The 12,903-nt window shown below is 36.7% G+C and carries 11 protein-coding genes; 3 read left to right on the top strand and 8 right to left on the bottom strand.

The window, feature by feature from the left end:
• Positions 1 to 42: 42 nt before the first annotated feature.
• Positions 43 to 2,058 carry a 1,4-alpha-glucan branching protein GlgB gene (glgB, locus tag AC6I0I_RS08505; protein ID WP_161831166.1) on the bottom strand — a complete coding sequence of 672 codons (2,016 nt, stop codon included), beginning with the start codon at positions 2,056 to 2,058 and terminating at the stop codon, positions 43 to 45.
• Positions 2,059 to 2,367: 309 nt separating this feature from the next.
• Positions 2,368 to 2,694 (bottom strand): YunC family protein, encoded by a 327-nt coding sequence (locus AC6I0I_RS08510; protein ID WP_262951117.1) that lies wholly within the window; start codon positions 2,692 to 2,694, stop codon positions 2,368 to 2,370.
• A 236-nt stretch (positions 2,695 to 2,930) separates the two neighbouring features.
• Between AC6I0I_RS08510 and AC6I0I_RS08515 the strand changes: the two genes are divergently transcribed.
• Positions 2,931 to 3,392: a CBS domain-containing protein gene (locus tag AC6I0I_RS08515; protein ID WP_161831168.1), complete on the top strand. Its 462-nt coding sequence runs from the start codon at positions 2,931 to 2,933 to the stop codon at positions 3,390 to 3,392.
• Between the two features lie 495 nt (positions 3,393 to 3,887).
• Here the strand turns inward: AC6I0I_RS08515 and AC6I0I_RS08520 are convergent, their stop codons facing one another.
• The 6 genes from AC6I0I_RS08520 to sufC all read right to left on the bottom strand — a co-directional run bounded on the left by AC6I0I_RS08520 (position 3,888) and on the right by sufC (position 9,564).
• Complete coding sequence (locus AC6I0I_RS08520; protein ID WP_161831169.1) at positions 3,888 to 4,193, bottom strand: YgaP family membrane protein; 306 nt, start codon at positions 4,191 to 4,193, stop codon at positions 3,888 to 3,890.
• A 103-nt stretch (positions 4,194 to 4,296) separates the two neighbouring features.
• The gene (gene sufB / locus AC6I0I_RS08525) at positions 4,297 to 5,718 is read right to left on the bottom strand and encodes a Fe-S cluster assembly protein SufB (protein ID WP_317452441.1); all 1,422 of its coding nucleotides are present in this window, start codon (positions 5,716 to 5,718) and stop codon (positions 4,297 to 4,299) included.
• 45 nt (positions 5,719 to 5,763) lie between these two features.
• Positions 5,764 to 6,204: a Fe-S cluster assembly sulfur transfer protein SufU gene (gene sufU, locus AC6I0I_RS08530; RefSeq protein ID WP_161831173.1), complete on the bottom strand. Its 441-nt coding sequence runs from the start codon at positions 6,202 to 6,204 to the stop codon at positions 5,764 to 5,766.
• Positions 6,191 to 7,420, bottom strand: coding sequence for a cysteine desulfurase (locus tag AC6I0I_RS08535; protein ID WP_161831175.1), 1,230 nt, complete (start codon positions 7,418 to 7,420; stop codon positions 6,191 to 6,193). The genes sufU and AC6I0I_RS08535 overlap by 14 nt, the downstream gene beginning before the upstream one ends.
• Positions 7,421 to 7,433: 13 nt before the next feature.
• Positions 7,434 to 8,651, bottom strand: a complete 1,218-nt coding sequence (gene sufD / locus AC6I0I_RS08540) for a Fe-S cluster assembly protein SufD (protein WP_262951121.1) — start codon at positions 8,649 to 8,651, stop codon at positions 7,434 to 7,436.
• A gap of 70 nt (positions 8,652 to 8,721) precedes the next feature.
• Positions 8,722 to 9,564: a Fe-S cluster assembly ATPase SufC gene (sufC, locus tag AC6I0I_RS08545; protein WP_161831178.1), complete on the bottom strand. Its 843-nt coding sequence runs from the start codon at positions 9,562 to 9,564 to the stop codon at positions 8,722 to 8,724.
• Between the two features lie 612 nt (positions 9,565 to 10,176).
• Here sufC and AC6I0I_RS08550 point away from each other — a divergent pair.
• Together AC6I0I_RS08550 and AC6I0I_RS08555 are read left to right on the top strand one after the other, a co-directional pair.
• Positions 10,177 to 11,793: a Na/Pi cotransporter family protein gene (locus tag AC6I0I_RS08550; protein WP_262953772.1), complete on the top strand. Its 1,617-nt coding sequence runs from the start codon at positions 10,177 to 10,179 to the stop codon at positions 11,791 to 11,793.
• A gap of 135 nt (positions 11,794 to 11,928) precedes the next feature.
• Positions 11,929 to 12,891 carry a Na/Pi cotransporter family protein gene (locus tag AC6I0I_RS08555; protein ID WP_262953773.1) on the top strand — a complete coding sequence of 321 codons (963 nt, stop codon included), beginning with the start codon at positions 11,929 to 11,931 and terminating at the stop codon, positions 12,889 to 12,891.
• Positions 12,892 to 12,903: the final 12 nt, after the last annotated feature.

Raw genomic sequence — 12,903 nt, forward strand, 5'->3', positions numbered from 1 at the left:
TTTCCCCTCCCCTTAGCAAAATACCTTCAAAACAACGAACAATTAAACTTCCATCTCTGCTTCCATTGTCTCAATTAATTCTTCTTCCTCTAAAACAACCTCTTCCATCTTTTTAGCACGATACTTTAAAATAACTGCCCCATATGGTGGAATTGTCATTTCAATAAAGTATGGTTTTCCATGACAGATTCCCTCAGATGCAACCAATGGTAATCCATTATATTGATTTGATCCATGATAATAATTACGATCACTATTTAAAACCTCTACATATTCTCCTTCTTTTGGAACACCAAGACGATAGTTATGGTAAGAAACTGGTTTGAAGTTTAGCACAACTACGACAAAATCCTCAGAATCTTTCGCACGGCGAATATAAGAGAACATACTTTGCTCATTATTATTAACGTCAATCCATTCAAATCCCTCAAATGAATGATCTAATTCCCAAAACGCTGCATCATTTAAATAGACTTTATTTAAATCTTTAATATATCGATTTGACGCATCATGAGCCGGATATGTTAATAAATGCCAGTCCACTTGCTCCTTATCTTTCCACTCATGGAATTGAGCAATTTCATTGGCCATAAAGTTCAACTTCTTACCTGGTAATGTCATTTGGTAAGTACATAACAAACGATATTGGGCCATTTTTTGCCAGTAATCTCCTGGAGCTTTATCAACTAATGATTTCTTCCCATGGACAACTTCATCATGCGAAAATGGTAAGACAAAGTTTTCACTATAGGCGTATGCCATTGCAAAAGTAATGTAGTTATGATGATATGGACGATAAATATTATCTAATTCAATATAGTCTAATGTATCGTTCATCCATCCCATATTCCATTTGTAACTAAATCCTAACCCGCCAACAGAAACTGGTGCAGTGACTAATGGATAGCTTGTTGAATCCTCAGCAATCATTAATACTTTATCATCCTCGGCAAAGATTTCAGTATTCATACGTTTTAAGAATTCAATGGCACCGTGATTTTCACCACGCTCCTTATTTCCACCCCAATAAATAATATTTGCCACGGCATCAACACGGAATCCATCGACATGGTAGTACTTCATCCAAAATAAAGCATTTGAAATTAAGAAACTACGTACTTCTCCTTTAGCTAAATCAAAGTTAGCTGTTCCCCATTCTGAAACGGCCGCATCATCAAATGGATATTCGTAAACTGCTTCCCCATCAAATTTATAAAGACCATGTGCATCACGGCAGAAATGTCCTGGAACCCAGTCCATAATAACACCAATTCCTGCTTCGTGGCATCGATTAATAAACATCATGAGATCCTTTGGTTCCCCGTAACGGCTACTCGCTGCGTAATATCCTGTTGCTTGGTATCCCCAAGACCCATCAAATGGATGTTCATAAAGTGGCATTAATTCGATATGCGTATAGCTATGATCTAAGACATATTGAATTAAATCATCCGCGATTTCAGCATAAGTATGAAAAGATTCTGTCTCTACTAGCTCTTCCCCACGACGCCAAGATCCTAGGTGTAATTCATAAATATTTAACGGTTGTTCAAAAATATTAGATTGTCGGCGTTTGTTAACCCACTTCTCATCTGTCCACTCAAATCCTTCAATATCATAAATCATTGAAGCCGTATTTGGACGATTTTCCGCATAAAAAGCGTAAGGATCGGCTTTAAGGATTTTTTCCCCCCATGATGTTGTAATTTCATATTTATATAAATGACCCTCTTGCAATTTTGGAATGTAAAGTGACCAGATTCCATTCTCTCCAATCATCCCATGCAATTCTCCATTCCAATGATTAAAATCACCAACAACTGCCACGTGTTTAGCATGAGGCGCATAAACACAAAAGTATGTTCCTAAAATTCCTGATTCGTCACGAACAACATGTGCCCCAAACTTTTTATAAAGTTGCTTATGTGTCCCCTCGCTAAAAAAGTAGCGATCGATATCCGTAAATTCGCAATAAGGTTTCACCTTTTTTACTAAGCTACTTTTAATTTCATTTTTAAATGAGTTGCGATTTTCCTGTGCTAATTCAAATTCAAACATTAAACTTCCCCCTTAATAAACAGTAGCGCGACGCCTGTTCCTTTTAAATGATATTCCACATCTCAACTTCTAAAGAACGAGTGTCACCCGATATTCGAATTAATATGGTAAATCATTCATTCCTTTATTATAGCGTAGAATAGGGAATTGATTTGTCTAATTTTGAAGGATGCATCGTAGTTTTATACTTTTTAATAGGTTCCCCCGTCCCAGTAGATATCCCCTACTGATTGGCACAAGGCATCTCCCACTAACCAGAGCCTGACAATAAAAAAGATTATCCTCTAACGGATAACCCCTTTTATAAAACTATTTTTCAACGCTCTTTGCCATTAACACTAAGGCATCTCTACCAATTGTCCCCGGTTTAATTCCTAACTCCTCGCAAGCAACCGTTACTTTCGCAAGCGGAGCATCTAAAAGTTGTTGAATACTACGAACTCCTTCTGCACGCCCTGCAATAATTTTACGAGCTCTTAACTTTTCACTATTATTAAAGAAATCAATATCAAGAGCCGCACACATGATATAACCCACCGTTTCATGTGACACAATAAATAATGTAGTTTTAGGTAACGCTACCTCATAAGTTAAGAATTCATAACCTTCAATGTTAATTTTATTTATGTTTAGCACACTCATCACCTCCCTATAGCATATGCGCACAAAAAATCATTCATGATATCCTTTCCCTAAAATTTAACGAAATTAATAAACTTCTCACTCCAGGGGAGAATAGAATCTGATTCTTATCCCTACCTCTTTCTTTATTAAAACTCTTACACTTTCTGAATAAATGAACTAATAAGTGGGATAAGACTACGGTGATTGCACAAACTAAATACAAATATATAAGGTAAGGAGTCCTGTTCATGAATGTAAAACAATTTATGACTGATGGTATTGAAGCAATTACCGCTCACGATACTGTTTTAAATGCCTCTCGAGTGATGAAAAAACATAATATTGGTTCTGTTCCTGTCATCAATGATGCTTCACAAGTCATCGGTATTATTACAGATCGTGATATTGTCATCCGGGCGTTCGCTGATATCCTCCCTATGAATACTAAAGTCGAAGAAATCATGACGCAACCCGTTTACACCATTAAAGAAGATGCAGAAGTCGGATGCGCCATCTCACTCATGGCCGATAAACAGGTGCGCCGCCTACCCGTTACGGACGATGAGGGGCAATTAGTTGGAATGATTTCACTTGGCGATTTGGCCATCCATCAATTGACGGATGGGCGTGCTGAAATTGCACTAAAAGAAATATCTGAACCTTGTACAAACCCTAATTGCGACTTAGAGGTTGACGATTTCCCACTATAAAGTGATTGGGATTCAATCGTTCCTCACTTTTCCACTCTATCATCTCACTCTTGATAAAGCCCCTTATAGTAAAATTAACCGTAAAAACGAAAGTATCTTACTTAACGATATTTTCGTTTTTATATTAGTGGGAAACATCTTTGTCATCCTATCACAAAAACTCCTATTCCTGTTTAGAGCGTCATAGCAACCTTAACCTATTAATCATCACATTAGAATGACATTCACTTGTCCGGAAGGTCTATAAATAACTTCATCTCTTAAGACAACGTCTTGAAGGAAATCGAATCCTTAATCCTCCTAAAGTTCCCCCCTTTGTGAGCTCATAAAAAAACTCGTAGCACCTACCCTATCATGAATGGATAAGTACTACGAGTTTTTTTCGCCATCCAAAACTAAATAAATGAACAGAATCGTTTAAACCTTCGGTCAGCTTCTAGCTGACAAAATTAACTCTGTTTAAAGAAAAGAGCTCCATTTAAACGACCGGCTATCCTACGCCTCTGCATGATGGTCACAATGACATCCACATTCATGCTCTAACTCTTCGAATTCATCCTCATCTTCCTCAACATCTAAGACACAACTTCCTAATGCCTCATCTAATAATTCCTCATCAGACATCGTTGAGCAGTTGAAAAGATCTAAAACTGGGCAATATCTTGTTACCCCTTCAGCAACTTTAAGACTCCCTAAAGCAGCTAAACATCCTTTATGCTTCATGATTCCTAAACTAATGAGCATTAACCCTGCACTAATTCGAATATAAGCGTCTGTACGCCCAACATTTTTCACACACATAGATTCATCATTCCTTTCGTGTTTAATATTCCACTTTTTCGACAAATATATACAACAAAAAGGCAATGTCTAATTAGAGACATTGCCTTTTCACCTTTATCTTTTATCCAATTGATCCGTTCATTTCTAATTTTAATAATTGGTTTAATTCTACAGCATATTCCATCGGTAACTCTTTTGCGAAAGGTTCGATGAATCCCATAACAATCATTTCTGTTGCTTGTTCCTCAGTTAACCCACGGCTCATTAAATAAAATAACTGTTCCTCTGAAACTTTAGAAACTGTCGCCTCATGTTGGATAGTAACATCATCATTCTTTACAATGTTATACGGAATTGTATCTGACTTTGAAAGACTATCTAAAATAATCGTATCACATTCCACATGAGATTTTGCTCCCTTCGCTTTTTTCCCATGCTCGACAATCCCACGATAAGTTACATTTCCACCATTTCGTGACAATGATTTCGAAATAATCGTCGATGACGTATTAGGAGCTAAGTGAATCATTTTAGCCCCTGCATCCTGGATTTGTCCTTCTCCAGCAAAAGCAATTGAAATCGTTGTTCCCTTCGCACCTTCACCTTTTAACACACACGCCGGATACTTCATTGTAATCTTTGATCCGATATTCCCGTCAATCCATTCCATATGCGCGTAATCTTCACACACAGCACGTTTCGTTACTAGGTTTAAAATATTATTTGACCAGTTCTGAATCGTTGAGTATCGACAACGCCCACCTTTGCGAACATAAATCTCTACAACAGCGGCGTGTAACGAATCGGCAGAATAGGTCGGTGCCGTACATCCTTCAACATAATGGATATCAGCTCCCTCATCAACAATAATCAATGTTCGCTCGAATTGTCCCATGCTTTCTGTATTAATACGGAAATAAGATTGGAGCGGTTTTTCAATTTTAACCCCTTTTGGAACGTAAATAAACGATCCTCCTGACCAAACTGCACTGTTTAACGCGGCAAATTTATTATCCGCATATGGAATAACCTTACCAAAATATTCTTTAAATAAATCTGGATATTGGCGTAAGGCAGAATCTGTATCCATAAAAATAACGCCAGCTTCTTCAAGTTCTTTTTGGTTATTGTGATAAACCACTTCTGATTCATATTGAGTTGAAACCCCTGATAAAAATTTAGCCTCTGCTTCAGGAATTCCTAATTTATCAAATGTATCCTTAATTTCATCAGGAACGTCTTCCCAACTATTTTCAGCCTTTTCAGAAGGTTTAATGTAGTAAGTATACTCGTCAAAGTCAATTTCTGATAAGTCAGGTCCCCATGCTGGCATCTTTGTTTTTGCGAAATGGGCATAAGCCTTTAACCGATAATTAAGCATCCACTCTGGTTCACCTTTAATCGCTGAGATTTCCCTAACAACCGCTTCAGAAATTCCTTTTCCCGTGTCTTTTAAATTTTTATGTTCGGTCTTAAAACCGTATTTATAGTCCGTTACAATACCTTCAAGTTCATGCTTTTTTTCTTTTATTTCAGCGCTCACCCAGTAACCCTCCATTTCGGTTTGGTATGATATCCATCTTAACTCTTATTTTTTTAATTCGTTAATCGCTTGCTCTGCAGCCTTCCATGAAATAGTTGCACATTTTACACGTGCTGGAAATTTTGAAACACCTTGATAAACAGGTGAATCCCCCATATCTAACTCTTCATCATAGTCGTTTCCTTTTACTAGTTCATAAAAGTTATTTGTAATAGCTTGAGCTTCATCTAATGTTTTTTCCTTTAATGTTTGCGTCATAACAGACGCTGAAGAACAGCAAATTGAACACCCTGTCCCTTGATGACGTAAATCAGTCAGTTTTCCATCTTCAACCTTTACTTGAACAGTAATATCGTCGCCGCAGGTTGGATTTTTTAAATGTACTTCATGATATCCGTCCTCTTGCAATAATCCTTTATTACGAGGATTTTTATAATGATCCATAATAACTTGGCGATATAGTTGCTCTAAATTAGAAAAAGACACCGTCAAAAAACTCCTTTCCTTTACGAGTGGCCTCAATAAATGCATCCACTTCCTCTTTTGTATTATATAAATAAAAACTTGCTCTTAGTGTAGCAGGTTGGCATAGCCATCCCATAAGGGGTTGCGCACAATGATGTCCTGCACGAACACAAATTCCTTCCGTATCATAAATCGTCGCTGCATCATGCGGATGAACCCCATCGATATTAAATGAGATAATCCCCGTCTTTGCATCACGATTAAAGATTGTAATTCCACCTAATTCATCTAACTTTGAAACCGCATATTCACGAAGTTCCAACTCGTGTTGAGCAATCGCATCAAAGCCAATAGATTGTAAGTAGTCAATTGCTGCTCCTAATCCAATCGCACCTGCAATAACAGGTGTTCCCGCTTCAAAGCGATAAGGAGCATCTTTCCAAGTTGATGTTGTTTCTCCTACGATATCAATCATCTCTCCACCAAATTCAATAGGCTCTAATGAATTTAAAAGATCATATTTACCGTATAAAACACCAACCCCAGTCGGCCCACACATTTTATGAGCACTAAATGATAAAAAATCACAATCTAGGTCTTGAACATCAATCTTCATATGCGGAACAGCCTGTGCAGCATCAACTGAAACAATCGCTCCCACTTCATGAGCTAATGCAGTAATTTCTTTAATTGGCGATTCATACCCCATTACATTAGAAACATAGTTAATGGCAACAACCTTCGTCTTTTCACTTAAAACTTTTTTAAAATTGTCAACCGTAATATGTCCTGTCGCATCAAGAGGAATAAACTTTAAAACAGCCCCCGTCACCCGTGCTACGTGTTGCCAAGGTAAGAAACTACTGTGGTGTTCTAACTCAGACACAATAATTTCGTCTCCTGCCTTTAAATGATAGAGACCGAAACTTTGGGCCACTAAATTTAAAGAATGCGTCGCCCCTTTAGTGAAGACAATTTCAGATGCCGTCTTAGCATTAATTAATTGTCTAACCTTTTCTCGAGCTCCCTCGTATAATTCAGTGGCATCATTACTCAACTGATAGACGCCACGATGAACATTTGAGGTTGTCTTTGTATTGTAATTATTGACGGCATCAATGACCTTTTGAGGCTTTAATGTCGTTGCACCACTATCTAAATAAACTAAAGGGTGCCCATTCATCTCTTCCTTTAAAATAGGAAAATCTTCACGGATTCGATTCACATCAATTGACATTACATTCACCTCTTTAAGCGTTAATTTTACGTTCGATTACTTTTACGAATTCAGCTTTAATTGATTCACTTTGAATATCTTCAATAAAAGGCATTAAAAACCCATGAATAATTAAAATTTCGGCCGCTTGGCGCGTTAACCCACGACTCATTAAATAATAAAGTTGTTCTTCATCAACTTTTCCGACACCCGCAGCATGTCCCGCCTGCACATCGTATTCATCAATTAATAAGATTGGATTAGCATCAGCGCGGGCCGTTTCAGATAAAATCATCGCACGACTTTCCTGTTGAGCATTTGATCCACGCATTCCTTTATTAATCTTTCCAATTCCATTAAACGTTAACTGCGCTGCATCCTTTGACACTCCATGATTCACAATGTGACCCTCTGTATACGGGGCATGGTGCTCAATATTAATTGTAATATTTTGCTTTTGTCCACCTTCTGCAATAGCAACCGTCTTCACCCATGCCGACGCACCCTGTCCATTTAAATCTACTAAGTTTTCAGATACCGTATTTCCATCATTTAATGCACCCAATGATAATAAAAATCTACCATTTGAGGAAACTGAAGCTTTACGACATTGATAAACCGTTGTTTGTTCGTGTAATCGATCCATTGCCGCATACTCAACTTGCGCATTATCTAAAACAACAACCTCAGACACCGCATTAATCATCGCTTGAGACTGATTGTAATAATTTTCGATATATTTAAATTGGGAATTCGGTTCCGCCACCACGAGTGTGCGATTCATTAACGATCCGTTCATTTGAACATAGATGACATTCAAACATTCTTCAATGACCTTATTCTTAGGGATATGAATAAATAATCCACTATTTAAATGCGCAACATTAGTCGCGACTAATTGATTTTCCTCCATTGGAACTACCGACATTAAATGAGATTTAAATAACTCCTCATACGTCGTTAACGCTTCTTCTAAAGTCGCAATCGTTACACCATCAAATGCCTCGGTTAACTTCTTATAGATTATTTCACCGTCACAAACAATCATCATGTTTTTTTCCGCTTCATCATTTAAAAACGTGAGTGCTGATAAAACATCCTCCTGATTAACTTTCATCTCCTGACGCATCTCAGGTTGATCAAAAGCCCACTTTTTAATCACTGTGCCATCCGCTTTAGGCAAGGCCAATGTCTTCATTTTATCCAATACCGTTTTTTGCATTTCATTAAACCAATTTGGTAACTGCGTCATTTTATTTGACCCCTTTCATCTATTACATTAAACTTTCATTTATTTATAAACTTAATAGTATTGGCTTAGATTAAAGGTCTAACATTTCTTTCGTTGCGCACGTTCCAATTGATACAACTTTACGTTTTTCATCTTCTACAATGACGCGTTCATCGTCAATCCCTAATTCTTTTTTAATCCAATCATATCCTTCACGATCAATTTTTTCGATTAATTCTGCACCACCAGACTTAACGATACGTCCTTTCATCATAATATGGACAAAGTCAGGCTTAATGTGATCAAGTAAACGTTGGTAGTGAGTAATTAACAAGCACCCAAAGTTTTCACTTCGCATTGAGTTGACAGCCTCTCCTACGATTCGAAGCGCATCGACGTCTAGTCCTGAGTCAATTTCATCTAAAATGGCAATACTCGGTTTTAACATGAGCATTTGTAAAATTTCATTTCGTTTCTTTTCTCCACCTGAAAATCCTTCATTTAAATAACGATGAGGTAAATCCTCTCTCATTTCAAGCTTTGCCACACTCTTATCTAATTCACGAATAAATTTAAATAATGGAACATCCTTTCCGTCTTCCATACGCGTTTGCATAGCTGTGCGTAAAAAGTCTGAATTTGTCACACCAGGAACCTCTGCTGGATATTGCATCGCTAAAAACAATCCTGCGCGTGCACGTTCATCAACTGACATTTTTAACACATTTTTTTCATTTAATGTGACATGACCACCTGTCACCTTATATTTTGGATGCCCCATAATCGTCGAAGAAAGCGTTGATTTCCCCGTTCCGTTTGGCCCCATAATCGCGTGAACTTCTCCCCCTTTAATTTCTAAATTTACACCTTTTAAAATTTCTTTATCTTCAACATTCGCATGTAATTCTGATATCGTTAAAACAGGTTTTTGCATGTCATATTTCCTCCGTTCAAATCATCTACATTTTTTTCAAATTAATTTTATTATACTAAATTAGTATCTTAAAACCAAATAATATAATAACCTTCTTTTAAAATCAGTTATTTTATAGGATAAAGCCCCCAATCTTTGTTAGTTTTAGACATTTCATCCAATAACATACGGTGATTTATAAATATAAATCATTTATTTTCGATTTCATAAGAAATCTTACGCCACTTTCTTATGAGTTATGAGCATAACTCCCCTTAATCGTTAATTGATTTTATGTCATATAACTTAACCTCCCTCTTCGCCAAAAATAAAAATCACTTTTTAACGCCCTGAAGTTGGTCGTTAAAAACAATCATTAATTTAGAAAGCACCCCTTTCTTTCCTCACAACAAATGAGATTTACAACCTTATATAAATAACAATATCATCCCAACAATGAATGCTCTTTTCTCCTTAGATTCAAAAACGATTTTATAAAAATTGATAAATATTTATAATTTCAAAAATTATGACGGTTTTTTAATTTAAATATGGGTAATTCTATTAACATATTATTTTCATTTAAGCGATTTTGTAGTATGATTGAACAGGATAAAATTTGGAGGTAACTGTATGGAATACATAAACATCTTACTAGGTCTATTTAGTGGACTCGCCTTATTTTTATTCGGTATGGAATTTATGGGAGACGGTCTTGAAAACGCTGCAGGATCTCGTTTGAAATCTTTCTTCGATAAAGCCATTACGAATCCGTTTAAAGGGGCATTAGTAGGAACAATTGTCACAGCAATTATTCAAAGTAGTAGTGCAACTACGGTCATGGTCGTTGGTTTCGTTAACGCCGGTTTAATGAGCTTATACCAAGCTGTAGGGGTTATTATGGGGGCCAATATCGGGACAACGATTACGGGTCAATTAATTACATTTAAAATTGACGATTACATTCCGTTATTCATTATTATCGGAGCGGCACTCATCTTATTTATGAAGCAACAAAATCGAAAAGAAATCGGAAAAATTATTTTCGGCTTTGGTTTACTGTTCATGGGATTATCCACGATGAAAGAGTCAATGAGCCCAATTGCCGAGACAACTTTCTTCCAAGATTTAATTGTGGCACTTGAAGGAAATATGTTCTTAGGTATCTTAGTTGGGGCCATTATGACTGCCGTCGTTCAAAGTTCTTCTGCATCAACAGCAATTCTTTTATCCTTAGCTGCAACTGGTGCGATTAACTTGCAAGTCGCAATCCCAATCTTATTCGGTAATAATATCGGAACCTGTGTCACTGCCTTATTATCAAGTTTAAATGCCAATAAAGTAGCTAAGAAAGCTGCCTTCATTCACTTAGCGTTTAACCTAATAGGAACTTTAATTTTCCTACCATTTATTAATCTCCTCTCACAAATTGTTGTAACAATTGGTGGAGACATTGATAGACAAATTGCCAATGCTCATACCATTTTTAATATTGTGAATGCTGCTTTATTACTACCATTTGCGGGACTATTCGTTAAATTAGCTAACTTAGCTCTTAAAGATAAAGAAAGCGAAACAACCATCAATCGACTCGATCCTCGTTTCCTCGAATCGCCGGCGATTGCGTTTGAACAAGCTTTCCAAGAAAGTTTAACTATGTTTGAACTCGCTAAAGAGAATGTTACACTGGCAACAAATGCTTTAATCGAAAGCGATTTATCACAAACAAAGAAAATTTATGAAAATGAAGCTGAGATAAATCGTCTTGAGCGCGATTTATCGACCTTCTTAGTCTCAATTTCATCACATGATATTACAGAAGTCGATACAAACCGTATTGCATCGATGATTAAAATCGTGAACGACATTGAACGTATCGGAGATCATAGTAAAAACATCGCAGAGTTAGCTCAGGAAGTTTCAACTGGAAAATTAACTTTTACAAAAGATGCTTTAGAAGAGTTAAAATTAATTTATAACTATACGATTGAATCTATTAAATCTTCTTATACAAGCTATAAAACAAACAATCGTGAAAAAGCTAATGATACGATGATTTTCGAAGAAAATATCGATCGTTTAGAGGAACTTTTACGCGATAAACATATTCAGCGTTTAAGCCAGAATAAATGTAATGCCCACAGTGGTGCTGTTTTCTTAGACGCGATTTCAAACTTTGAGCGTATCGGTGATCATTCGATTAATATTGCAGAATATGTTCTAAGCTTAGGAAATACGACAGCAAAATAATTTTAAAAAAGATAGGATCGAATCCTATCTTTTTTTCATTTCTAACCTGAAAGTTCGTCGAAGTATTTATGGTTTATAGTATCTTTAAAAATCATAGACTTTTAAAGATACTATACATAATAGGAGTGAATGAACATGACTATCCTACCTATCATACTAAACTTATTTTGTGGCCTCGCGTTATTTTTATATGGCATGAGGCAAATGAGCCACGCGCTTAAATCCTTAGCGGGCAATAGATTAAAGGAAACAGTCTCAACGACGATTACCTCACCTTACAAGGGAGCATTAATCGGTTGCCTCTTTACAGCACTTGTCCAAAGTAGTTCCGCCATCACCGTCGTCGTTGTAGGTCTAGTAGATAGCGGTTTAATGACCCTTTTACAAGCGACCGGTGTTATTATGGGGGCTAACCTTGGAACAACGGTAACGACGCAACTCATTACCTTAAACCTTACAGAGATGATCCCCTATTTTATTTTCATCGGTGCCTCATGCATGCTTCTCTTTAAAAAAAGGACGCCTCATTACATAGGATACTTTTTATTTAGCTTTGGGATGTTATTTTTAGGCCTTGCGATTGTTAAAACTTCAATGGAACCTATCGTCATGTCCCCCTTATTTAAACAGCTCATTTTCAACGTCCAAGGAAACCCATTACTTTGTATTTTACTTGGAATGTCTATTACATTTTTGATTCAAAGTTCATCGGCATCGACGGCGATTCTAATTTCACTCGTTGCAACAGGTGCGATTAATCTATATACAGCGATTCCTATTCTGTTCGGTCATGAGATTGGAACATGTCTCACCGCCATCCTATCGAGCTTAGGTGGAAACACAGCTGGAAAACAAGCCGCCCTTATCCATTTTACATTCAATCTTTTAGGAACACTTTTATTCTTACCTTTCATCGAGGTGCTCATTCATTTTACAGATGCGTTTAGTTCTACACCGGAGCGCCAAGTCGCTAATATACAATTATTCTTCAATCTATCGACTGTCTTTTTATTTTTACCATTTAGTCGTTTATTTGTTAAATTTGCGGAACTTGTTTTTCACGATAAAAAAAGACTTTCCCGTCACACCTATCATTAAAACAAAAAAGAT

Source organism: Turicibacter sp. St.80E1 (assembly GCF_059728495.1).

Bases quoted from the DNA above. Each gene is read 5' to 3' on its own strand.
- glgB (WP_161831166.1), bottom strand. From the start codon at position 2,058: ATGTTTGAATTTGAATTAGCACAGGAAAATCGCAACTCATTTAAAAAT.
- AC6I0I_RS08515 (WP_161831168.1), top strand. From the start codon at position 2,931: ATGAATGTAAAACAATTTATGACTGATGGTATTGAAGCAATTACCGCT.
- AC6I0I_RS08520 (WP_161831169.1), bottom strand. From the start codon at position 4,193: ATGTGTGTGAAAAATGTTGGGCGTACAGACGCTTATATTCGAATTAGT.
- AC6I0I_RS08535 (WP_161831175.1), bottom strand. From the start codon at position 7,420: ATGTCAATTGATGTGAATCGAATCCGTGAAGATTTTCCTATTTTAAAG.
- sufD (WP_262951121.1), bottom strand. From the start codon at position 8,651: ATGACGCAGTTACCAAATTGGTTTAATGAAATGCAAAAAACGGTATTG.
- sufC (WP_161831178.1), bottom strand. From the start codon at position 9,564: ATGCAAAAACCTGTTTTAACGATATCAGAATTACATGCGAATGTTGAA.
- AC6I0I_RS08550 (WP_262953772.1), top strand. From the start codon at position 10,177: ATGGAATACATAAACATCTTACTAGGTCTATTTAGTGGACTCGCCTTA.
- AC6I0I_RS08555 (WP_262953773.1), top strand. From the start codon at position 11,929: ATGACTATCCTACCTATCATACTAAACTTATTTTGTGGCCTCGCGTTA.